We start from the raw sequence: 23,286 nt of genomic DNA on the forward strand, positions 1-23,286 counted from the left end.
CCGCCCGTTGGGCCGGCTCAAGGGTCGAGGTTCCATCGCTCGGGAAGGTCGGCGTCACAGAAGACACAGACGAAATGCTCCTCCCGGACAATGTTGTGCTGCCCGCAGGTGCAACACCGGCGGAACACCACCTCATGGGTGAAGGCCCCGGGGCGTTCGAACCCGGACCGGTCGAGCGCCTGCGCGACCGCCGGCCATGAGTCGGTGTCCGGGCAGTAGCCCGTCGACTGGTTGCTCACCTCCCGCACCACCCATCGGCCGGTGTCCTCGCCGAAGCGGATCTCTCCCGCGCTCAGCACCGGCTCGCCGCCGGCACAGGCCACATGCTCGGACCGGCGCGGGGCCAGCCGTAGCGCGCCGTCCAGGCCGATGACGTAGGTGAAAGGCTCGGCCAGTTCCTCGCGCGGCCGGGTGGCGGCCCAGTCCGCGAACTCGTCCGCCGTACGAATGACGGTGCCGGTGTCTCCCGGCCGGACGGCGGCCTTCACGTCCTCGGGGCCGACATATCGATAGCTCCGAAGGCTCCGTCCCGACGCGTTCATGCCGGTCACGGTAGGGCATGGGGCGGTCCGCGCGACCGGCCCGTCCGCGACCGGCGGCGCTCGGCCTGGTCGCACCGGCCCTGAAGCGCGGCGACGAGGACACGGTGGACCGCTGGACCCCGACGATCCTCGCCCAGGAAGGCCCGGGCGGCGACCGCGGAGCGCATGAGGTGACACCACGCGACCACTCCGACGCCGGCCCGATCCGGGTGGCCGGGCGCTCCCTCACTCCCGAGCGGCCTCCGCCGCATCGCTCAGGTCCTGCGTACCGGCCTCCCCGTCCGTACGCGTCGCCCCCACCGAGGCCAGCCCCACCGCCGCGACCCCCGTCCACTGGGCCACCGCGAGGTGCTGCCGCAGGAACACCAGTCCGATCAGCGCGCCGACCGCCGGTTCCAGGCTGGTCAGCACCCCGAAGACGCGCGGTGTCAGGCGACGCAGTGCCTCCAGCTGGAACGTGTAGGGCACGACGCTGGACAGCACGGCGACCGCCGCGGCCACGGCGAGGGTGCCCGGGTCCAGGAGGCGGGTGCCCGCCTGTGTGATGCCGTACGGAAGGCTGAGCAGCGCTCCGAAGGTCACGGCCAGCGCCAGGCCGCGGCCGTCGGGGACGCGGCCGGCCAGCCGCTTGCCGGCCAGGATGTATCCGCCCCAGCAGCATCCCGCGACGGTGGCGCAGGCGATGCCGGTCCCGTCCAGGGCCGTGCCGGTGCGGCTGAGCAGGAGGACGCCGGTGACGGCGAGGCCTGCCCACAGCAGGTCGGGGACGCGGCGCGAACCGCACAGGGCGATGGCGAAGGGACCGAGGAACTCCAGGGTGGTGGCGGCGCCGAGCGGCAGCCGGGCGACCGCCTCGTAGTACGCGAGGTGGTGCACGGCGAGCAGGGTTCCAGCGGCAGCCGCGATACCGAGGACGGCCCGGTCGCCGCGGATCCGGGGCCGCCACAGCGCGGTGAGCGCGAGCGCGGCGATGGTCAGCCGCAGAGTCACCACTCCGGCCGGTCCCACGGCGGGGTAGAGACGGGTCGTCAGCGCCGCTCCGCCCTGCAGGCCGAGGATTCCGCCGAGGACGAGCCCCGGGGCCGGTACGGCGGCGAGTCCCCGGCCCAGGGCGAGGACGGCGCGCGCACGAGGTGTCAGGCACTGACTGATGGTTATCGGCTCCCGGTACGGCTGTCCTCGTACCCTAGGGTGGCGCCCCGTCGGTGATCAACACGGTGGGCCGGGTGGCACGGCCCCGGGCGCCACCGCTTGGCGTGCTGTCATGCGCGTGGACTACTCACCCGAGTCCATGACGACCGGGGCGTTCTACCGTCTGCTCACCTCCGTCGTCGTACCCCGGCCGATCGCCTGGGTCTCGACGCTCGCGCCGGACGGCGAGACGGCGAACCTCGCCCCGCACTCGTTCTTCACCATCGCCTGCACCGATCCGCCCGTCGTGCGGTTCATGTCGGTGGGGCGAGTTGACGGCTGACGATACGGTCGTGGCGCAAGGGAGGGTCCACCTCTGACGAGGTGTGATGCTTCATCGCCACGGCCAACGGCGTGTCACCAGGGCGGCCAGATGTACCGCCAGCAGAGGAAGAACCTCCTGGTCTCGTACTCGCCGAAGAAACTTGGCTTCTTCTGAGTGCCCAAAGAACTGAGCCAGACGTTCTCGGCCGTTCAGTGCTGAAGAGGCTTCAGTACGCCCAGGCGTTGCAACTCCACAATGTGTTCGGCTGCACGTCGGGGCGCTTCCCCGCCGGTGATCAGCACACCGGCTTCGATGTTGCGCCTTGCGGCGGACTCGGTCAGGTTGGCGCTGCCGAGGAAGAGGGTGTGACGATCGGCGACGGCGAGCTTGGCGTGCTGACGGGAGCGGGCCTGCCGGGCCGGGTTCCGGGCCCAGGTCCACAGCTTCACGCCGGGCGCCGACGCGAACGCGTCGGCGGGCTCCTTCCCCGACAGAAGTCCGCCGGCACCGGCCAGGGTCTCGACCACGACGTGCGTCTGCACGCCTCTGTCCACGGCCTCTGTCAGGGCACGTATCAGGGCGGGGTAGGGACGAGCCGCGTACGTCATGGCCAGCAGTTCGTGCTCGGCCGCGTTGATGACCTCGATGAGCACCTGGGCGGTGGCACGGACGGGTACGGCAGGTGTGGAGGGACCACTCCACACCGTGCGGACCCGGACGGTGTCCCGGGCCTTCTGCCGGGCGGCGACGTAGCCGCGCAGATAGGCAGCCGCCTCGGCCGGCGGCACCGACTCCGACTCGATGGCGTCGCACAGTCGCGCCACGGCCTCGCCGGCCGCCGGCGTGGCCAGTGCAGTCAGGATCCGTTCCCGGGAGCGTGCCTGAGCGAGCAGCCCGACCAAATCCTTGGTGCGGGAGAGCCCGAGGGCCGCCACGGCGGCCTCGGCAGCGGCCTCGAACCCAGGTCGGCTCACGGCAGCAGACCGACCGGCGTCAGCACCGGTTCCTTGTCCCCGGCCAACGGGACGAGGAAACGACGGTCCAGGAACCGGTTGCCGCGTTCGCACGTCGTCTCCGAGACGAAGAGGCAGACGTGGCACGCGGCTCCGTGGAGGAAGTCGGCCGGATCGTGCGGAAGGCGCTCGGCGCAAAGCGGATCGGCCGAGCAGTGACCGGCGTCGGTCAGGGCCCGGCGCACGATCCGGTCGAACTCGCGCTCCTCGGCGAGGGAGACCAAACCACCCAAGGTGCCCTCGGAGTCGGGAACCGCGGTGTATATGAGGATGCCCGTCCTCGGATTCTGCTCGTCTCCCGCGTATATACGCTCGGCGAGCGAGGCGGAGTTGTACCCGCATTCCAGGGCGATGGTGCGGATCAGCAGGTGGGACAGGGTGTGCAGGGCGATGTACCGTGCTCCGGGCCAGCCGTAGTAGGGGTCGAAGTCACTCGTCTTGCGGTCCGACTTCCGGTTGGCCCGGAATCGTGCGTAAGCCTCTCTGTGTGCCTCCATCTGCGCGGACTTCTCCATGCGGACGGCCCACTCCGCCATCAGACCGTCCCGCACGCGCAGGAAGATACCCTCGCCGCGGACCTCACTCGCTGGCACCCAGTTGCGGACTCCGCGGGACAGTTCCACTCGCGTGGCGATCTCCGGGGATTCCGGGTCAGGTGCGTCGAGCCGGGTGAAACCGATCAGCGCCCGTGCCTCACGCAGCCGCTCGACCTGCCTGATGTCGGCGAACAACTCGCTCAGACGGGCCGGCACCGGGACCTGCCGCAGTGCGAAGTCGTCACTGGGAGCAGGGACGGGTCCTGAAAGCGCATCCCATTCTGGGCCGAAGAGGTCGGCCTGAACGTCGGGCGCGGAGGGAGCCGGTCCGGCCGTCCCCTGTTTGCGCGCTGCGATGGCCGCGACCGCGGCGTCGGCGTCGAACTCCTTCAGGAAGGCGAACTTCGGCATGCGCGCCATGAAGTCGAACTGGATCCGGTCTTCGATGAGTTCGAGGTCAGGCCAGTGGTCGTCGAGGAGCTTGTCGATGTCTCCGCCCTGGACCTTGGGCAGGGCCAGCGCGCTGAGAGTCAGCGGGAACCACTGGTTGGAGGCGCCCGCCACCATCAGGACGGCCTCCTGCGCGCAGCCGTTCGAATCGAAGGTGCCCAGGTGCGGATGCCGCCCGCGGCATGAAGGCAGGTTGCGGCGGCCCCGCTCCCCCATGGCTTCCCGGATGTTGCGCTTGACGCCGCAGGCGACGCATTCGATGGTGACGTTGGCCGCCTGGTTGCCGCCGTGGTCCTTCATGCGCAGCTTCGGACGTGGGGTCTTGCCGCAGGGCTGGCCGTGGTGCACGTACGCGGTGTACGGGAACTCGTCGAGATGCCCTGCGGTGCAGACCAGGGTGAAGCGGGCGGCCACAGCGAGTGGCTTGCCCCGCTTGCAGTCGTGGACGAACTTGGCCTCGTGAGGTGTCCGTGGGTTGGAGTTGAAGAACGCGAACTCTCCGGAGTCGACGGCCGCCAGCACGTTGCACGCGGTGCAGCGCAGCCACTGCGGGAAGGGCGTGACGGGCACGCCGACTCCCTGGGCCGCCCAGCCCTTCGGATCCGTGTCGGCGCCCTCGAGCCAGGGAGCGGCCCGCAACTGCTCGACCTGGCCGCGGCCGTAGCGCTGGAGGGACCGGTTGACCGCGGCGCGGAGGCGGGGCTCGTCGATGTCGTAGTCGGTGATCCCGGAATGGCTCCAGGAATCGATACCCCGGATGAGGACCGAGAAGTTCGGCAGGTCGACGAGGGCGCCGACACCGGCGGTGAACATGAGGTGGCTGGGCCGTACAGCACCGACCCTGCGGTTGCCGGCATGGGTGCTCATCGCTGTGCCTTCCTGGTCGTGTCGGCCGTGAGGGGCCCGTACTCGTCACTGTCCACGGTGGTCACCGTTTCGGGGTCGGCGTCGGAGTCGGTCGCGGGCGTGCCGAACGTCCAGGCGGGTCCACCGCCCGAGGCTTCTTCCAGGAACGCTCCGCCGCCGGGCAGGAGCAGGTTGATCTCGTTCTCCGTCTCACGCATCGACATGCCGACGGTCAGCTCGGTCCACCGGGATCCGTCGGCCCGTCTGAGCAGTCCGTTCACGACGGTCGTCTTGTGCTTCTCCTTGCGGTAGCCGAGCGCTGAGCTGCTCTCGTCGCGCTTGCGGCGCCATTCGTCCTTCAGCCGGTCCAGCCGTTCGCTCAGGTACTGGCGCGGCCGGTCGCCGCCCACCCGTTCGGCGCGTTCCAGAAGCCGCCGTTCGATGTCCTGCGCGAGCGGCCCGTCGAGGTCGACGTGGTGGGCGTCGAGGTTGCGGGAGGTGTCGTAGGCCGCGTGCCGCAGCGCGGCGACGTAGGTGGCGGCGACGCCACGGTCGAGTGCGCGGCGGGTGTACGGGGTGACGGAGAGGGCCTCCACCTGACGGTAGAACGTCGCGTGGTAGTGCTCGAAGTCCTCGTAGTGCGCGAGGTCGCGGGGCCGCGACCAGTTGTAGAGGGTCACCACCAGTCCTGGGCGCCTGGCGTCACGGCCGACGCGGGAGGACGCCTGGATGTACTCGGCGGTGTTCTTGGGCTGGCCGACGACCAGCATGAGGCCGAAGCGGGAGACGTCGACACCGACCTGCAGCATCGAGGTGGCGAGGACCACGTCGACGGCCTGCCGGACGGTCGGTGTCATGGAGGCGCGGGGCTCTCGCTTCTCTTTCATGGCGGCGGCGTACTCGCGGATGAAGGCGCGCCGTCGCACCGAGGTGTCACGCTCGGGATCGAACTCGATCTCCAGCCGCTTCAGGGCGGCTCCGATGTCCGCCGAGGAGATTCGGGAGGTCAGCTCCTGAATGCTGAGCATCCCCGTTTTGCTCACGATGCGGTCCGAGAGCGTGTCCTGGCCCTTGCGGCTGCCGTTGGCACGCACCCGGGTGGTGATGTCGTCGTCCATGTACCTTCGCATGCCGGCGAGTTCGCGGGTCGCGTTGAAGTACCCGACGAGCGTCATGTACGGGTCCGCGGGGCTGCCGTAGTCGTCGAAGAGCTGCTGTCCGGCGAGCAGCAGGATCTCCGCGACGCGGATCTCGGCGGCTTTCAGTCGCGTGCCGTGCGCGCACACTCCGAGGTAGCGACGGCCCGGGTTCTCCCGGCTCAGTTCCACCTGCCGGGAGAAGAAGGTGTCGCCGACGTCCAGCACCTGGGGCGGGAAGACGGCGACCTCGCGGCCGAAGACACCGCGCACCTGGTCGGCGGCCCGCTTGGTGGTCGCGGTGGACGCGACGATCTTGGGGCCGGTCTCCTGACGTCGTCCGTGGGCGTCGGTGAAGCTCCACGTGCACAACTGGTCGACGGCGCCTTCGAAGAGGCCCACGGTGGTGCCGAGTGCCCCGGATATCAGGTGCAGCTCGTCCTGGATGATCAGGTCCGGGGGTCGCAGGCGGGTGACGGGCTGGGCGGTGACGCCGGGCAGGGCGCCCCGGGCGTTGTGCCGGCCGCCGCAGCCGGTCTTGGCGTCCAGGTCGTCGTGCCGGTACCCGTGGCGGGGGCAGAGCTCGGTGACCCTGCCGAACAGCAGGCCCGCGTAGCCGTTCCAGGGGAGCTGGGCGAACTTGTCGACCGTGGCGATCAGCAGCGAGGGCGCCAGCCGGTAGATCTCCTCGTCGACGGTGAGGACCGGAATACCCTCCCCGAGCGATTCGCGACGGGAGAAGGGGCAGCAGTCCTCTCCCTCCCCGCGCGGACAGTACAGCAGGATGCGACGGCGGCCTTCGTCGTACTCCATGTTCGAGCGGGCCGTCAGTCCGCTGCCGCACCAGGGGCAGGTGAGGACCTGAAGGACGCGGGCGTGCTTGTCGCTGGCGCTCTCCTTGGCCTCCGCGATCTGTTCCTTCGCCTCGTCGAACCAGTTCGGCGAGACGGAGGTGCCCACCCAGAGCCCGATGCGGAAGGGTGTGGAGCCCCAGCGCCGGTCCCGTCCGAACTCCTCGCGGCGCAGCACCTCGCAGGCGCTCACCAGTGCAGCGGCGCGCTGGAACTGCTGGGCCGTCAGCAGTCGCAGGGTGTAGCGCATGAGCACGCCCACCCCGGCCTCGCCGCTGCGGGCCTCGGCTCCCGAGCCGATCGTCCCCTGCAGGCGTCTGAGCGCGAAGGTGTAGGCGGCCAGGCCCAGATACGCCTCGGTCTTGCCGCCGCCGGTCGGGAAGAAGAGCAGATCGACGAGGGCTGCCCGGCCGGTGCCGCGGTGCGGGTGTCCGGGCTGGGTGAGGGAGCCGATGTTCAACAGCACGAAGGCGAGCTGGAACGGGCGCCAGCTGGCTGCCGCCTTGCCCTTGGCGTGGACCTCCTCCTGGGCCTCCCGGTAGGAGAGGGGGTCGTTCTCGCGGCCGGCACGGGCGGCCGCGACGGCGGTGTTGCGTCGCTGCAGGGCCATGGCCCGGTTGGCGAACCGGAAGGCCGCCAGGGCCGTTTCGTCGGCCAGGAGCCGGTCGATGCCGAGGGTGATGCGGTCACAGACCTCGAGTGCCTGCTCGATCGCGACCTCGGCCGATTCGCGCAGGTCGCCGGGGAGTGAGCGGGCTGCCCGGCGCTGCTGTTCCAGCCAGGCGCCGTACCCGTCGGCCAGCGGAGCGAGGGCCGCGCCGAGATCGGACCGGCGGCCGGGCACGGCGAGCGCGGCCAGTTCGTCCATGCCCAACTCCAGCCCCCGGAGCAGGCCCTGGTCCTCGAGTGCCGGGGCGGTCGTGGCCCTCACGTCGTACTCGGGGAGCCAGACGGTGGTCAGGCGATGGGCGTTGCGTTCGCCGTCACGGACGTGCGCGTGCACGGCCACGTTGCGGCCCTTCGCCTGGCTGAGGCTGTCCCGGTAAAGGAGACGCAGCCGCCGCTCCTCGGGGTCCTCGGGAACCTTGCCGGGGCCTGCCGTGTCGAGCGGATCGTCGACCGGCAGGAAGACCGCGGCCTGGTCGTCGGGGAAGGCGGTGACGTCGATCTCGGTCTGGAAGAGCCAGTGGGCGTCGCGTGCGTCCCGGCTGTCCGGCTGCCGGTTCACCAGGGCCAGCTCGACTATGCGCAGGTCTTCGGCATCCGTGCGGCCAGTGTGCCGGCGTACCTGCACGTCGAGGACGACGGCTTCGCCGTCGAGTTCGACGGCCCGGTCGCCCCAGCCCGTCACGTCGATGTCCACCAGGTGCTCCACGGGCTCACGCGACCAGACCCTGCGGGTCGTCCCCCGCTCGGTGGCTTCCTCCGACTGCGTGTACCGCCCCCAGCGGACCACGGCGCTGAGCGTGCCGACGGAGGCCGGGACGGTGAAGGACAGCCCCATGGACGACGCCCAGATATGCCCGGCGGCCTGCGGGCTCAGCCGGTCCTGCAGGTCGCTGTCGTCACCTTCCTGCTCGTCGCCCGACTCGCCGTCCGCGCTCTGTGCCGCCGCCCGGGCGATCCGTTCCGTGGTGACGGCCTGGGGGCGGGGACCGAGCATGCCGACCAGGTAACGGTCACGCGGCCCGGAGGAGGCACTCGGCAGGGTCTCCGTCTCGCCGTCCCAGGGGCCGAGCAGGTCCCGGCGGATGTAGCTGACGAGTGCGTCCCGGACCGCGTAGGAGTCCCCCGCCCGGAACGTCTGGGGAACTTCGTCGAGGGGGTGTGGGACAGCGGCCTGGGCAGGCTGGGCCGGCATACGGTGGGTCCTTTCGGACAGTCCGTTGGGATTCGGGCGTGCGCCGATGGTGTGACGGCATCAAAAATATAGAATGTTGACTGAGTTCACACAATGATTCCCGGAGGCTCCGTCTCCCGGCATCCCGATCAGTCTCTAGTCTGGTGCCCGCCCGCCGTCCGCCCGTGACCCGAGGACGCCCATGCCCCGTCTCGCCCTCTCCGACGACTTCGTCGCGGATCTGATCTCGTTGCAGAGACCGGTTCAGAAGGACGTCAACGACGCGATCCAGATGTTCCGGGGCCTGACCGTGCCTCAACTTCACGCCAGCAAGGGAATGCATCTGGAGAAGCTCGAAGGAGCGCGCGACCCCCGGATCCGCACGATTCGGATCACCCGGTTCTACCGAGGGGTTCTCCTCGCCCCAGACGACGGGAGCGGGCTGTACACGCTGCTGCGGGTCGCACCGCACGACGAGGCGATCAACTGGGCCTGCAAGCGCGCCTACTCGGTCAACGGGGCCACCGGCGGACTGGAGGTCCGCAATGTCGAGGCGCTCGAACAGATGGAGACCTACTTCGAAACGAAGGCGGTCGAGGTACCGGCACGTCTGTTCGCCCAGCACTCCGACACCGTGCTGCGCGACCTGGGCATCGACGATCAGGTGCTGCGGCTGGCGCGAGTGTGCGTCACGGCGGACGACCTGACCGTCATGGCGCCGCCCATGATGCCCTCCGACCAGTACGAGGTGCTGGAGTACCTGGCGGCAGGCTACTCGCCCGAGGACGTCTGGGAGCAGCTGATCGCTCCGCGCGGGCAGACGGTCCGCACGGCCGAGGACCGGCCGTCCGTCACGCTCAGCGAGGCGATCCTCAACACGCCGAACCGCATCGTGGAAGTCACCGGCCCCGGTGAGCTGGAGCGCATCCTCACCGAGGATTTCACCCGCTGGCGCGTCTTCCTGCACCCCGCCCAGCGCCGGTACGCCTACCATCCCGGATTCAACGGACCCGCTCAGGTGACGGGCGGCCCAGGCACCGGCAAGACCGTCGTCGCGCTGCACCGGGTCCGGCATCTGCTGCGCTCCGGGCACGAGGGCGACCGGATCCTGCTCACCACCTTCACCAACGCCATGGCGGCCGCCCTGCGGGACAGCCTCGCCCTGCTGCTCGGCGACGCCGACGCCCACCTGCTCGACCGGGTCGACGTCACGACGGTGGACTCGCTGGCCGCCCGGGTCATACGTGAGGCGAGGGGCAGTTCGCCGAAGCCGTTGTCAGCGGCAGCCGAGAAGAGCGCCTGGACCCGTGCCGCCGCCCGCGAGGACCTGCCCTGGTCCGAGCGCTTCCTCTCCCAGGAGTTCCGGAGCGTCGTCCTGGCTCAGGGCCTGCGGACGCCCGAGGAGTACCTGCGCTGCGTGCGCAGGGGGCGCGGGACGCAGGTCGGACGGGTGCAACGGGCGCGGCTGTGGCGGGTGATGGAACGGTTCACGGCGGACCTGACCGCGCGCGACTCGGCGACGTACACCATGCTCTGCGACCAGGCCGCCCGGATCCTGGCCGAGAAGGGGCCGCGCTACCGTCACGTAGTGGTGGACGAGGCGCAGGACCTGCACCCGGCCCAGTGGCGGGTACTGCGCGCCTGCGTCGCCGAACAGGACGATGACCTGTTCCTCGTCGGCGACCCCCACCAGCGCATCTACGACTCCCGGGTCTCGCTTCGCTCGCTGGGCGTTCATGTGCGGGGACGCACGTCCCGGCTGCGCATCAACTACCGCAGCACTGAGGAGATCCTGCGCTGGTCGGCGTCGCTCCTGGACGGTCAGCCGGTGGGTCGGCTCGGTGAGGACGACGACGATGAGGGCGCCCCCGACTCGCTGCGGGGCTACCGGTCAGAGCTGCACGGCCGCGTTCCGGTGGCCCGCGGCCACGCCGGCCAGGACGACGAGCTGCGGGCGCTGGTGGAGCAGATCCGGGTCTGGGTGGACCAGGACGGCGTCAAGCTGTCCGAAGTGGCGGTGTGCGCCCGGTTCAACACGCTGGTCGACGCCGTCATCACGCGTCTGCGCCGGGAGGGCCTCCCGGTGGTCGCGGTAAAGGACGACCCGGGCCCGCACGTGTCGGGTGTGCGCGTGGCGACGATGCACGCGATGAAGGGACTCGAGTTCCGCTGCGTGGCCGTCGTGGGCGTGACGTCGAGCGTGCTCCCCTTCGCTCCGCAGGTGACGCCCGCAGACGAGGACGCCGTTCAGCACCGTTCCGATCTGCTGGCCGAGCACTGCCTGCTCTTCGTCGCCTGCACGCGGGCGCGTGACGCACTGGCCATCTCCTGGAGCGGTCAGCGCAGCCGCCTGCTGGACCCGGTCGCCGGCTGAGACACGCGCGGCCCTGTCACTTGCGCGGTACGTGTGACAGGGCCGACGGTCGAAGAGCTCAGGCCCTTATCTCCCGGACGACGACCGAGCGCTTCTTGCCCTGGGACGCGTCGTACGAGATCTCGCGTCCGGCGGGCTGCCACATCAGCGCATGGCCGAGGGGGGACGACGGAGAGACGATGTCCGCCTCCTCGGTGGATAGTTCGGCGACGGTGTACAGGGTGTCCTCTTCGAGTTCGCCGTCGAACTCCAGGACCAGTAGCGCGCCCGGGATCACCACGTCCGGGGCGGTCGGTTCCCGTCCGACGCCGACGGCGTCGAGGAACGTCCGCAGGAATGCGAGGCGCTTCGTGCGCCGGTCACGCTGGTCGGCCCGCGTCTTCCTGAGGAAGACGAGCTGCGCCGCGTCGGCCCCGTCGGGTGTCTCGTCGGGGGCGTCGAGGGCCGCCTGCAACTGCTGCGCCTCCCGCACCAGCCGCTGGAAGGCCGCGGCGGGGATCTGCCGGACCGGTAGTGAGCCCGGCGTGACCGGCGCCGGCACCGGACCCTCCGCCGGCCGGGCCGGGCCCCCGGAGGGCGCGGTGCCGGCTCGGTTCTTCGAAGAGACCATGGACGGCTTCGCGGGGGCCGGCATCGCCTCCAGGACCGGTCCGCGCAGCGAGTCGCGCGGATCCACGGGCGCCGGTACGGCCTCCACGGCGACGGCGGCGGCTTCCGTCGCCGTTGCCGTACCGCCCCAGTCCTCGCTCGGTTCGCTCCCGCGCTCGGTCACCACGCTCTCGTCGTCCGGCTGCGTCCCGCCGCGCCCGGTGTCGGGTGCGGTGTCCGACTGCTCCGTCTCCTCCCGCACCGGCTCGATGCCCAGCCGTTCCAGCTCGGCCCACAGGGGCGCCAGCGCCTGCTCGCGGTCGAGGTGGAACCGGCTGCCCCGGATCCGGACGAACGTCCAGTCGACGCGTTCCAGGTCTCGCTGTCGGGCCGCCGCGGTGGAGGCGTCCTCGCCTTCGGCGAAGGCGTCGCCGTCGCAGGCGACCGCGAGCCGGCGCGTCCCGCCCTCCACCACCAGATCGAGGGTGTGGCGCCCCACCTTGTATCCCGGGCGGACCCGATAGCCCCGAGCCGTCAGTTCCAGGTAGACCTTCTGCTGGAACAGACTGTCGAACGCTTCGTGCCTGGCGTCGGGCAGGACCTCGCCCTCGACGGCGGCGGTGTCCTCCTCCGCGGGCCGGGTGAGGTGGTCGAGCCACCGTCGGCGCAGGTCGTTCTCGTGGAACTGTTCGGCGCGCGCGCTGTGGAACACCCACACCTGGTCCTGAGCGCGCGAGGCGGCCACATTGATCCGCTGCTCGTAGGTCTTGCCGTTGAAGCCGCCCGGCACGGTTCCGGCGCCCGTGGACGGTGAGTTGACGCAGGAGACGAACATGACGTGCCGCTCGTCGCCCTGGAAGTCCTCGGCGTCGCCGACCCGGATGCGCCGCTCCTCTCGCTGCTCGTAGTCGAGGCGGTCGGCCAGCAGGTTTTCCAGTTCCGCCAGGTGGCCCTTGCTGGCGCGGAGACTGATGACCCCCATCGTCTTCCCGTCGTAGGCCGGGTCGGCGCAGCACCGCACGATGGCGTCGACGAGCGCCTCGGCCTCGGCGGGGTTGCACAGCCGGGAGTTGGCGCCGAGGGCTTCACCGTGTTCGACGTGCACGGTGCGGACCGGGGGCAGCCGGTCGGCACCGTACTGCCGCAGGGGCAGCAGATCGCGGTTGTAACAGAGGTCGTTGGAGAAGGAGATGATCTCCGGCATGCACCGGAAGTGCTCCTTGAGCATGAGCGTGCCGCGGCCCGCCGAAAGGGCTTCGGTGAGGTCGAAGAAGCTGGAGTCGGGGCCGAACAGGCTGCGGACGTCCGGTTCCAGCGCGGTGAGCAGGCGGTCTCTGAGGTGGAAGTACTCGTCCTGCTTGAGGCCGACGTTGGACGGGCTGACCTGCTTGCTGTCGCCGACGACGACCATCCGGTCGGCGAGCCAGCTCAGCAGCATGGCCTCCAGGCCGGACTGGCTGGCCTCGTCGACGATGACGACGTCGAACATGCCGGGCCGGTCCATGGGCACTGTCTCGGCGACCTGGTGCAACGGCATGATCCAGGCCGGCACCGCCGTCTGTGCCTTGCGCAGTGCGGCCTGGGCGTCGCGCCGGTAGCGGTGCTGGTACTTGCCCTTGATGCGCCGGGCGGCCTGCTGGTAGGCGCTGAGCGCCCGGGACTGGTCGCCGGTGAGCAGGCCGAGGCAGCGGTGCCAGGCACGGGCGGCGGCGAGCCGGGCGAGCATGATGCGGGCCTCGTCGTCCGCCTCCGTCAACCGCTTGCGCAGGGCACGTTCGGCCTCGGGGTCGGTCAGCCGCTCCATGCGCTCACGCCACGCCGACCAGGCCCAGGCCTTGGCAAGCGCGGGCAGCCGGGTGTCCCAGGCGGTGTCCTCGTGGGTGGCCGTGATGCGCTCGGCCAGAGCCGGAAACGCCTCGCGGACACAAGTGAGGGCCGTGTCCTGTTCGGCCCGCAGCCGCGCGGCTTCCCGCACCTCGGCCATCTCTTCGCTGAACGAGCGGTAGCCTTCGGGATCCCGGTCGCGTACGGCTTCGAGGGCGCGCACGACCGCGGGTGCGGCACTGGGCCGGTCGCTCCAGGCACGCAGCAGTTCCTCGGTGTCCGCGATGACCTTGCGTGACTCTTCGGCCGCGCGCAGCGTGGTCGCCGCGCGCAGCAAGGTGCGCACGGCGTGCTCGATGGAGGCGTTGTGCCAGGTGGCGACGGCGAGCGCCGGTGAGGTGGCCGCGGCGGTCAGGACGTCGGTACGCGCGGCGGCGACAGCGAGCAGCGCGTCGAGCACCTCCGCCTCCTGACGCAGCCGTGCGAGACGGGGCCCGTGTCCGTGCCAGGCGGTGGCGGGAGTGCCCCACTCGGACTCCACCTGGGCCAGGCGCAGTTCGAGCCGAATGCGGGCGAGGACGACAGCCGCCGTCGGGACGTCCTCCGGAGTCCGTCCGTCGACCCGTACGGCGTCCACGAACGCGCCGACCGTCTTCGCCAGCTTGGAGCGCATGCCGAGGGGCCCGCGCAGCTTCTGGCCCTGACCGAGCCCGTCGTGCAGAGCGGTGGCCTGGGCGAGCGCCGTGGCCGGGTCGTACTGGTCCAGGCCGCTGACCATGGCCGTGCCGAGCGTGGCGAGCGAGGCGTCGACGGCGGCGAGGGCATCGGAGACGGCGGCCCGCCGGCTGCGCGCCTGCCAATCCTGGCCCTCGGTCACCTCTTTCAGCAGCACCGCGGCCCAGTCGCCGGCCGGAGCGGCGAGGGACGCGGCACGGGCGCGGGCGGCGGAGAAGGCGTCGAGCGCCGAGGACAGCCGCTGCTGTTCGGCCTCGCTCAGGCTCCGCACCGCGGCGTCGTGCTCCGCGCACAGGGGATCCCGGCGCGCGGCGGCATGCGCGTCCTCAGCCGACCGCACGACCCGCACGGCCTCCTCGAAGTCACCGGGACTCGGCAGCTCGGAGGGTCCGGGCACCTCGGCGGCCAGGGCCTGGTGGTCCGGGGTGTACGCGCGGGTGGCGTGCAGCAGGCGCAGGGCCTCGTCGGCGGTCAGGGCGGGCTGCTCCTGCGGGACGGGGCCGAGCCAGTCGTATCGTCCCGTCTCCGCGGTGAGCCGCTCGGCTATCTCCTGGAGGCTGCCGCTGTAGTCGCCGATCTCCGCCTCGAAGCGGTGGGTTTCCTGCTCGCGCAGCACCGCGAGGTCGCGCAGCATGGCCTGCTGAGCTGCGCGGGCCTTGGCGAGTCGGGACTGGAGCGCCTTGACCGCCTTCCAGGAGGCCTTCTCGTCGTAGCCGGCGTACTCGCTGAGAATCTTGTGCACGGACGCCTCCAGCTCGCGCTGGGCGGCCGCGCCGTCCTCGGTACGGCTCACGCACAGGTCGCGGACGGACTCCGGAAGCTTGTCCCGCAGCACGCGCAGGGCACGCGGGGTGTGGCTGGTGATGAGGACCCGCTTGCCCTGGGCCAGCAGGTCCGTGACCAGGTTCGCGATGGTGTGCGTCTTGCCGGTGCCGGGCGGACCCTGGACGACGACGAGCCGGTTGGCGCGCAGGCGTTCGGCGATCGTGCGCTGCTCCTCGTTGGCGGGCAGGGCAAAGTACATCTCGTCGCCGTCGGTCGCGGTCCCGCCCTCCGCCGCCGCGAGGTCCGCCGCGGTGAGCGCGCCGTCGCGGCCCGCGATGTAGCTGAGCAGTTCGGTGGGCGGGGTGCCCGCGTCGATCTGCCGGGCGATGGACTTGAGCGCGTCCATGGTCGAGCGGCGGCTGCGTTCCCGCAGGACGAGCGCGGGGGTGAGTCCCACCTGCGGAACGTCGAGGCTGCGCGGCTTGGCGCGCTCCACGGTCGGTGCGTAGCCGCCGGCGCTGTGCGCGGCGTTGACCCAGCTGCGCAGGGCGGTGTGCACGGCGTCGAGGTGTTCGGGGTCCGTTACGTCCGAGGCGCCTTCCAGTACCTCGACGATCTTCTCCCGCACGGGACCCGGCACGTGCTGGGCCCCTTCGAGCATGCCCTCTTCGAGTTCCAGTCCGGCGCCGGTCGGATCGGGGGCGGCGGTGAGCGTGCCGGTGGACGGATCGAGCCGGAGGGTGGCCCGGTGGGTGACGAGGTGCCGTTCCACCCGCTGCCCCGCGGCCGTCTGCCAGGTCAGGCGGCCGAGACCGAGCACGAGTTCGTAGGCCTCGCCGAGGTTGGCGGCGTCCTCGTGCATCTTGTGCAGCCGGTCATACAGCCTGACGACGGGGTCGATCGCGCGGCGCCGCTCCGCCCACGCGAGCCATTCCTGTGCCCAGGCGGCGTACAGCTTCTCGATCTTCTCCCGCTGGGGGTGCTCGTCCAGCTCGTGGTAGGTCTTGTCGAGCGGGATGCCCTGCGACCAGTCGGGAAACTCCGGTTCGATGCGCCGGCGCAGGTGTGGGGCGCTGGTCTGCTTGAAGTCGCGGATGCGGTTCTCGTCCACCCAGGGGGCGAGCAGAGCCTTGGGGTGCGGCGCGTCCTCGCGCTCGGGGCGGGTGACGGTCAGCCAGGCCGGCTCGTCGGTGCCGAGCATGCCGTCGATCATCACCTCGACACCGTCGTCGTCGGGCAGTTCGTCGAACCACACGGTGCCGGCCGCGCCGTCCAGCGTACGCACGGGGCGTGTCTTCGACTCCTCCGCCTCGGCGAGGAAGCGGAAGATCTGCCGCACGCGTGCGGCGTCGAGCTCGTCGGCGGAGAGTTGAGGTGCGGGTGACGGCGTGGCCTGGCGCCCCGGGCCGGCCGGCTGCGCGGGGACGGCGTCGAGCGTGGCACGGGCGCTGTGCTGCTGCCCGAATCCGCCGGTGCGGATGCCGGGGTCGCCGGGCTCTGCCTGTGTGGGGCTGACACGGGACAAGGACGCGGCGGCGGTGCCCAGGGTGGCCGGCACCGCAGTCGCGGCCGTGGTGAAGGTGACACTCTCCCGGTCGTGCGTCCCCCGGAAACGGACCTCGATGTCCAGGTCGTCGGCGGTTCCGGCGGGGATGCTGTAGGCCCACGTGGCGGAGAGCCTGCGTCCCGTGCGCAGGGTGCCCTCCAGCTCGCCGTCGAGCAGATCACCGCTGTAGTCCTGCACCTGACGGGCCGTCTTGCCGTACGGGCCGCCGCGCACCAGCAGGGTGATCCCGTCCACGTCGACGGGCCGCCCGGTGCCGTTGCTCAGGTGCAGGGTGCAGCGCACCAAGTCGTCACCCGGCCGATACCCGTGACTGTCGTCGGCGTCGGCCAGATCGTAGGGCATGACGTCGTCCACCCGTACATACAGGCCGTCGTCGTACTGGTAGACGGAACCGACCGGCCGCAGGCCGTCACCCGGCACGCTCTCATCCTGACTCACACGCCCCACCCCACTGTGTGCTGAGGGCCAGCTCATGACCCGTTCAGTGACATCTCGCCCAGCCGCCTCAAGCCGCCCACAAGGCGCCCCCCAGCGCGCGAACTTGAGTGTGAACTGAGCACACGCGGGGAGCGTATCAGCAACTCCTGACAGCACTGCCGCCTTGAGACCAGCCGGGCCGCAAGCTCAACGTTGAGCGATCAAGCAGCGACTTCAGGGCGCCCCGGCGTCAGGACAGACGTCGGCGTCGGCGACGGAAAGGCCATTGACTCAGTACACAACCTCACGGCAGGATCTCGATGGCGTCACCCGTGCATTGTGCGTGACGTCCCTCCCGGAGAAGGGCAATCGCGCCATGGACATGCAAGTGGTCGACGTCTCGCCCCAGTTGGCGGCACAGTGGCTGACCCGAAACACCAACAACCGACCGCTCAGCAAGGGCACGGTGCAGCAACTGGCCGGCCAGATCCAGCGTGGTGAGTGGCAGTTGACTCACCAGGGCATCGCCTTCGACGAAGACGGTGTCCTGATCGACGGGCAGCACCGCCTGGCGGCCATCGTCAAGGCGGGAGTCACCGTGCAGCTGACCGTCGCGCGCGGTGTGCCGCGCACGGCGTTCACCGTGATGGACACAGGCCGCAAGCGCACCGGCCGCGACGCACTCGCCCTCGCGGGTGAGGCCAACGCGACCCATCTGGCGGCCGCCCTGCGAGGACTGCATCTCTATCGGACCGCACCGAACTCCGCGTGGAGCGGCGGATCGTCGGTCACGAGCAACGACCAGCTCCTGGACGTGCTCGCCAAGCACCCCGGTGTCCGCGACGCCCTGCAGCACGGCATCGCCTTCAACCGCGGATGCCGCATCACCGTCACGGCCGCGACGATCGGCTGGTACGTCACCACCGAGGCCCGGCCCGACATCGATCAGTCCGCCTGGGAGGAGGGAGTCCTCACCGGAGCGCGTCTGGAGCCGGGCGACCCGCGTCTCACGCTGCGCAACACCATGCTCAGCCTGGCACTGGGCAACGCACACCGGCGTCGGGACGACTCACGTGAGCACCTGCTCTACTACCTCAAGGCGTGGAACGCGTGGGTGGAGGGCCGCAGCATCAAGCTGCTGCGCCGCTCCCCCAACGAGACCATGCCCCGCGTCTCCAGTCGCTCGGCCCTGACATCGGCGGACAACAGCGCCTGAAGAGGCATAGATTCAGCGGACAGCCGCCCCTGGCGCGAGAAACGCCGGGACATGGATGGGCCGGGCCTGTGGCACTCGGCAGGGGGACACATGGGAAAGGAGGCGCATGCGCGCCCAGGAGATCACCTTCCTCAAGCTCGTCCAAGGTGACAAGCAGTTTCAGGTCCCGCTCTACCAGCGCACGTACAGCTGGGGCAGGGAACAGCTCCAGCGGCTGTGGGAGGACGTCGGGGAACTCGTCGAACAGCATCTGGCCGGTGAGGCGGCGGCGCCGCACTTCCTGGGTTCGGTGGTGCTCGCACCGGGCCAGATCCAGGCGGGCGGCGTGCAGAGATGGCTGGTGGTGGACGGGCAGCAGCGTCTGACCACGCTGATGCTGGCCTTCACGGCGCTGCGTGACCATCTGAAGGAGACGGGTGACGCGCGGGGTGTGGACCGGGTGCACCGCCAGATACTGGTCAACGAGTTCCACGAGGGTGCGGACCACTACCGTTTGCTTCCCACGCAGGCGGACCGCGAGGCGTACACCGCCTGCGTCCAGTCCCGGGCCGAGGCCGGCGGCAGCGACAACATCGGAGCCGCCTACCGTTTCTTCCGCGGTGCGCTCGCCGAGGGTCACGAGGCGGGCGACGAGCGGTGCACCGCCACGGTCGAGACGGTCCTCGAGGATCTGCTGTCCATCGTGGAGATCACCGCCGAGTCCGGTGACAACGTCTACCGGATCTTCGAGTCGATCAACAACACGGGTGTCGGGCTCAGCCAGAGCGACCTGCTGCGCAACTACGTCTTCATGCTGCTGCCCAAGCGAGGCGAACGGATCTACCAGGAGCTGTGGCTGCCCATGCAGCAGAGCCTGGGCCCGAAGAACCTCGAACTGCTGGTCTGGCTCGACCTGGTGGTACGTGGCCACTACAAGACCAAGCAGAGCGAGATCTACCGGGAACAGCAGAAACGGCTCCAGCCGCTGGCCGGCGACGAGGACGCGCTACAGCACGAGATCGAGCAGCTGGCCGAGCGGGCCGGCAGGTTCCTGCGCATCGTCGAACCCGCCCGTGAGCAGTCCCCCGCCCTGCGCGCGGTCCTGGAACGCCTGGCCGCCTGGGGTGGTCAGACGCACTACCCGCTCGCACTGCACCTGCTGGACCTGCTCGCGGCCGGCCGGACGACTCCGGACGACGCGGCGCAGGCGCTCGGCTACGTCGAGTCCTATCTGGTACGGCGCCTGATCTGCCAGACGCCGACGACCGGCCTCAACCGGATCTTCATGGAGGCGCCGAAGGAGCTGGAGGCCGACCGGCCCGCCGCCGAGGCGGTACGGCGGTTCCTGTCCGGCCGTCGCCGTCGCTGGCCGAGCGACGAGGAGCTGCGCGAGGCGATCCGCACCAAGCCGTTCTACTGGAGTGGCCGTCCTCCACAGCGCAGTTACATCCTCCGCCGCCTGGAGGAGAGCTACCGTCCCTCCGAGCCCGTGGACTTCGCCAAGGCGTCCCTCAGCGTGGAGCACGTCCTGCCGCAGCGACCCGCTCCGGCGTGGTTCGACCTCCTCTCCGAGGAGACGGAGCCGAACCAGACTCCGCAGGAACTGCACGACCTGCTGGTGCACACCCTCGGCAACCTCACACTGACCGGCGACAACGGCAAGCTGTCCAACCACCCCTTCGAGCGCAAGCAGCAGATCCTCGACTCCAGCGCCCTGCGCATGAACCTCGAGATCGCCTCGGCGCAGCGCTGGGGCAAGGCGGAGATCCTGGCGCGTGCCGACCGCCTGTCCGAGCGCGCGGTGGAGCTGTGGCCCGGCCCGATCGGCGGGGTCAAGCCAGCCGGTGAGGAGTCCCCGGGCTGGGCCGAGCTGCGGGCCGCGCTGGTGGCGATGCCGAGCGGCACGTGGACCACGTACGGCGATGTCGCCGAGCTGATCGGCAGCCACCCGGTGGCCGTCGGAGCGTACCTGGGCGGCAACTCGACGGTGATCGGCGCCTACCGAGTGCTCACCTCGGAAGGCAAGATCTCCCCTTCCTTCCGCTGGGCGGACGGCGACGACCGGCAGCCGCCGCAGGAGCTGCTGACGAGCGAGGGCGTGCGCTTCGACACCTGGGGCCGGGCGCACCGTTCACAACGCCTGACGGCGGCGGAGCTGGCGACGCTGCTGGGTAAGGACGTGGCACAGGAGCCCGCGGCGCACGATCCGCTCCCCGAAGGCGAGGACGCGGCGGCGGCCGAGCGCTTCCACACCCAGTTGCAGGAACACTGGCCGGATGCGCACCCCGGCGTCATGGGGGCCCTCGAGTTCTGGCGCCGACAGGGCGGTTACGTCAACTACGGCCGCCATGAGGAGACCAGTTGCTTCCCGATGCTGGACGCCGGGACGAGCCGTAGCCCCCACCTGCTCTGGCCGCTCGCGATCTATCCGGTGAGCGGCACGGTCGAGGTGGTCTTCCAGTACCTGAAGTCCCGCACCCCCTTCGACGACACCGAACAGCGCCGGGAACTGCTGAACCGCCTGAACAAGATCGACGGCATCGACCTGCCCGAGGCGAAGCTGGAACTGCGCCCCTCCTTCCCTGTGACGGTCTTCGCCGAGCACGGTGACGAGATTTGCGAGGTGCTGGACTGGTTCGTGGGAGTGGCGGCACTGGATCTGGCTCGGCGGGACTGAAGCCAGGAGGGCTGAGGACCTTCACCCCCACACTCGCACGACGGGCCGTCACATCGTGGATGGCACCTGTGACGCCGGGGGCACCAGCCGGGGTGGCACTGGACGGGACGGGTTCGCGTAGGCGGCATGCGCGTGTTCCTGTTCCCGTAGCCAGATCGCCTGCAGAGCCTCGTCCGTCTGGGGAACGGCGAGTCCGGCGGACCTGAGGACATCGCGGAAGAAAGCCACGGGGCCGCCCTCTGCCCCGGTGACGAGGGCCGACAGCAGCGGGACGCCGGGGGCGAGTGTCCTGTCGACGGCGACGAGCACGTCCCGGGCGCTGAGGAGCCCCGACTCGGCGCTCAGGCTGTCGAACGTCACCGTGCCGCCTCGGGCCGCCACATCGACGAGCTCGCGGGTGAGCCTTCCGACAGGATCTTCCTTCCGAGGGGGTGCGGCGGGGCGCTTGGCGCGCGCGGCCAATTCCTCCACGTGTCGATGGCGCTCAGCCCGGGCCAGTTGCTTCGCCTCCTGGTTCTGCTGAGCCCGCTTGGCGGCTCCGGCGCTTTCCCTTGCCTCTTTCAGCGCCTCCTCCGTCGACTTGACGTAGTGGCCCAGGGTCATGCCCGCGACCACCGCCCGCTGTGACGGCGGAAGCGTGGCGCCGTCGTGCTGGGCGAGCCAGGTCTGCGCGGCGCTGAGAGCTCTCCGTGCCCGCTTGCGCGGTGCCTTGGTCAGGTTCGGCACGAGACCCTCCAGTTCGCGCACGAGGGAACGCAGGTACTGCACCATGGACGCGCCTGGCGCGGCGGCGGTCCGCTGGTGCCGGAGCAGCAGCGCCTGCCGATCCACGGGGGGGGGTGGGTGCTCACAGTCCTGGCCGACTTCAGGCGCGCCGGTATCTCGACCGTTCTCCTCGGCCGGGAAGTCGTGGGCTGTGCAGGTTTCAGCGACAGCCGGGCCGGCATGGCGCGCGGCGGAACACCGTATGCCGCGAACGCCCGCTCGGTCTCGACGGCCGCCCAGCGCTTGATACGGGTCGATACGCCGGAGTACAGAACTCCGATCCGGGAAAGCACCTGAGGCAGGTACGGGAGCGGCTCGCCATTCTCCCGGAGAAGTGCGGAGAGGACGGGGACGTGCTCCCGCAGCGGGCTGTCGACCTCGACCAGCAGCGCCTGCCGTTCAGCGATCGAGTATGCGGCCAGTTGGGGGCTGACCGTGCGGGCCAGGGTCTGCCATGTGGTGGTGGTCTGCTGACGCGCGTGGTGGGCCAAAGCGTCACGCATGGCGGTGACCAGTGCGGCCTTGGTGAGAGGTTCGCGGGCCGCAGTGGCACCGTCGACGGGAGCGACTGTCGCAGTGAACGCGGGCTCGGGCGAGCGCTTCGCCGCCGACGACGCGGACTCACTTCGGCGGGGCGCCGGCACAACCACCTCTTCCCGCACGGCGTCGACCGCAGGCGTCCACAGCCCCGTCCGCTGGGCCTCGTGAGCGTTCAGACGTACGTACCGGTTCGCCTCGATCGCCCAGCCCGCTGTGCCCTCGGCGACGAGCAGCCGTGCTCCGTCGGCGACCCGGTAGACGTGCTCGGCGGGTGGTGCCTGGGTGTCTGCCGGCAGGGAGACCAGGGCCCGGACGATCGGGCTGTCGACGGGCTTCACGTCGGCGACGAGCAGGTGCCGGTCCCCGGCCGCGAACGGGGAGTCGGCGGGTGCCTCGGAATCGGGCGCCAGAGCGAAGACGAGTCCACCCTGGAGGGGGAATGCGGCCGGCCTGGGCCGGGGGTGACTCAACCGGATCCGTTCGGTGGCCGGTGTGACGATGCCGGACGGTGTCAGCGCGCAGTCCTCCAACGGCGTCCAGGACACCGTGCGGTCCCGTGTCTCGGCACCGACGTGGACGCGGCGTTCGCCCCCCACGGTCTCGCAGCGGACCCGGAGGCAGTAGCCGTGACGGCCGAGGAACTGCTGGGTGATTGGCCCGTCGGCCGCGAAGATCCAGTCGATGTCGTCAGCGTCCGCAGCGAGTTCGTCACCGGCCCGGCGCCATGTCCGGTAGTCGAGGGAGCTGAGCTGGAAGCGCAGGCGGCGCCGGCTGTCCGGCAAGTGCACGTCCACGGCGTCACCAGGGCCGGTGCCGAGGTCCCGCGTCTTCACCTGTCCCCGCAACTTGCGCTTGCTAAGGAGGTTTTGGACACCACGCTTGATGAAGAGGTGGTCCGCGCTCGATTCGCCGGTGTTCCTTCGGCGGCAGACGGGGGCCGTCGGGTGGTGGGCGAAGTGGCAGACCTTGGTCGTGTAGCGCCGGTCACTCAGCTCGCCACCACAGCCGCCGAGTTGCAGCCCGCACCAGTAGGTGTAGTGCGGATGGGCCTTGCGCCATCTGTCCAGTTCCCAGGCGTCCATCGGCAGGATGACGGGGTGATCCGAGTTCCTGTTGCCGATCACGGCTGTCTGTACGAGACGGTGGTCGTACATGAGACCTCACAAGCG

11 protein-coding genes and 1 pseudogene are annotated in these 23,286 nt (G+C 70.5%); 4 read left to right on the plus strand and 8 right to left on the minus strand.

The window, feature by feature from the left end; all coding sequences use genetic code 11:
- Window positions 1-17: 17 nt before the first annotated feature.
- Both ACFYOH_RS29575 and ACFYOH_RS29580 read right to left on the minus strand, forming a co-directional pair.
- Window positions 18-542, minus strand: a complete 525-nt coding sequence (locus tag ACFYOH_RS29575; protein ID WP_388631598.1) for a hypothetical protein — start codon at window positions 540-542, stop codon at window positions 18-20.
- 225 nt (window positions 543-767) lie between these two features.
- Window positions 768-1,532: a DMT family transporter gene (locus ACFYOH_RS29580; RefSeq protein WP_388631601.1), complete on the minus strand. Its 765-nt coding sequence runs from the start codon at window positions 1,530-1,532 to the stop codon at window positions 768-770.
- Window positions 1,533-1,806: 274 nt separating this feature from the next.
- Between ACFYOH_RS29580 and ACFYOH_RS29585 the strand changes: the two are divergent.
- Window positions 1,807-2,010, plus strand: a pseudogene (locus tag ACFYOH_RS29585) (flavin reductase family protein); the annotation flags it as partial.
- A 197-nt stretch (window positions 2,011-2,207) separates the two neighbouring features.
- Here ACFYOH_RS29585 and drmC read toward each other — a convergent pair.
- The 3 genes from drmC to drmA are packed head-to-tail and all read right to left on the minus strand — an operon-like array spanning window position 2,208 to window position 8,691.
- A complete protein-coding gene (gene drmC / locus ACFYOH_RS29590) occupies window positions 2,208-2,972 on the minus strand; it encodes a DISARM system phospholipase D-like protein DrmC (RefSeq protein ID WP_388631604.1) in 765 nt (254 codons plus the stop codon).
- The gene (gene drmB, locus ACFYOH_RS29595) at window positions 2,969-4,864 is read right to left on the minus strand and encodes a DrmB family protein (RefSeq protein WP_388631607.1); all 1,896 of its coding nucleotides are present in this window, start codon (window positions 4,862-4,864) and stop codon (window positions 2,969-2,971) included. The genes drmC and drmB overlap by 4 nt, the downstream gene beginning before the upstream one ends.
- Window positions 4,861-8,691, minus strand: coding sequence for a DISARM system helicase DrmA (gene drmA / locus ACFYOH_RS29600; protein WP_388631610.1), 3,831 nt, complete (start codon window positions 8,689-8,691; stop codon window positions 4,861-4,863). Before drmA ends, drmB begins: the two co-directional genes overlap by 4 nt.
- A 181-nt stretch (window positions 8,692-8,872) precedes the next feature.
- On the opposite strand from drmA, the gene ACFYOH_RS29605 reads away from it, so the two are divergent.
- Window positions 8,873-11,044, plus strand: a complete 2,172-nt coding sequence (locus ACFYOH_RS29605; protein ID WP_388631613.1) for a UvrD-helicase domain-containing protein — start codon at window positions 8,873-8,875, stop codon at window positions 11,042-11,044.
- A 58-nt stretch (window positions 11,045-11,102) separates the two neighbouring features.
- Here ACFYOH_RS29605 and ACFYOH_RS29610 read toward each other — a convergent pair whose 3' ends face one another.
- Entirely contained in the window at window positions 11,103-16,961 is a 5,859-nt protein-coding gene (locus ACFYOH_RS29610) for an AAA domain-containing protein (RefSeq protein ID WP_388631616.1), read from the minus strand.
- 355 nt (window positions 16,962-17,316) lie between these two features.
- Between ACFYOH_RS29610 and ACFYOH_RS29615 the strand changes: the two genes are divergently transcribed.
- Both ACFYOH_RS29615 and ACFYOH_RS29620 read left to right on the plus strand, forming a co-directional pair.
- A complete protein-coding gene (locus ACFYOH_RS29615) occupies window positions 17,317-18,156 on the plus strand; it encodes a hypothetical protein (RefSeq protein ID WP_388631619.1) in 840 nt (279 codons plus the stop codon).
- Between the two features lie 106 nt (window positions 18,157-18,262).
- Window positions 18,263-20,812 (plus strand): DUF262 domain-containing protein, encoded by a 2,550-nt coding sequence (locus tag ACFYOH_RS29620; protein WP_388631622.1) that lies wholly within the window; start codon window positions 18,263-18,265, stop codon window positions 20,810-20,812.
- Window positions 20,813-20,860: 48 nt separating this feature from the next.
- On the opposite strand, the gene ACFYOH_RS29625 is transcribed toward ACFYOH_RS29620, so the two are convergent.
- Both ACFYOH_RS29625 and ACFYOH_RS29630 read right to left on the minus strand, forming a co-directional pair.
- A complete protein-coding gene (locus tag ACFYOH_RS29625; protein ID WP_388631625.1) occupies window positions 20,861-21,538 on the minus strand; it encodes a hypothetical protein in 678 nt (225 codons plus the stop codon).
- Window positions 21,526-23,271, minus strand: a complete 1,746-nt coding sequence (locus ACFYOH_RS29630; protein ID WP_388631628.1) for a hypothetical protein — start codon at window positions 23,269-23,271, stop codon at window positions 21,526-21,528. The genes ACFYOH_RS29625 and ACFYOH_RS29630 overlap by 13 nt, the downstream gene beginning before the upstream one ends.
- Window positions 23,272-23,286 lie beyond the last annotated feature (15 nt).

It is taken from the genome of Streptomyces sp. NPDC007856, assembly GCF_042868225.1.
Classification (GTDB): domain Bacteria; phylum Actinomycetota; class Actinomycetes; order Streptomycetales; family Streptomycetaceae; genus Streptomyces.

What these genes read in the sequence shown, in the direction of transcription:
- ACFYOH_RS29630 (WP_388631628.1), bottom strand. Translation starts at nt 23,271, where the DNA reads ATGTACGACCACCGTCTCGTACAGACAGCCGTGATCGGCAACAGGAAC.
- drmA (WP_388631610.1), bottom strand. Translation starts at nt 8,691, where the DNA reads ATGCCGGCCCAGCCTGCCCAGGCCGCTGTCCCACACCCCCTCGACGAA.
- ACFYOH_RS29620 (WP_388631622.1), top strand. Translation starts at nt 18,263, where the DNA reads ATGCGCGCCCAGGAGATCACCTTCCTCAAGCTCGTCCAAGGTGACAAG.
- ACFYOH_RS29615 (WP_388631619.1), top strand. Translation starts at nt 17,317, where the DNA reads ATGGACATGCAAGTGGTCGACGTCTCGCCCCAGTTGGCGGCACAGTGG.
- ACFYOH_RS29575 (WP_388631598.1), bottom strand. Translation starts at nt 542, where the DNA reads ATGAACGCGTCGGGACGGAGCCTTCGGAGCTATCGATATGTCGGCCCC.
- drmB (WP_388631607.1), bottom strand. Translation starts at nt 4,864, where the DNA reads ATGAGCACCCATGCCGGCAACCGCAGGGTCGGTGCTGTACGGCCCAGC.
- ACFYOH_RS29605 (WP_388631613.1), top strand. Translation starts at nt 8,873, where the DNA reads ATGCCCCGTCTCGCCCTCTCCGACGACTTCGTCGCGGATCTGATCTCG.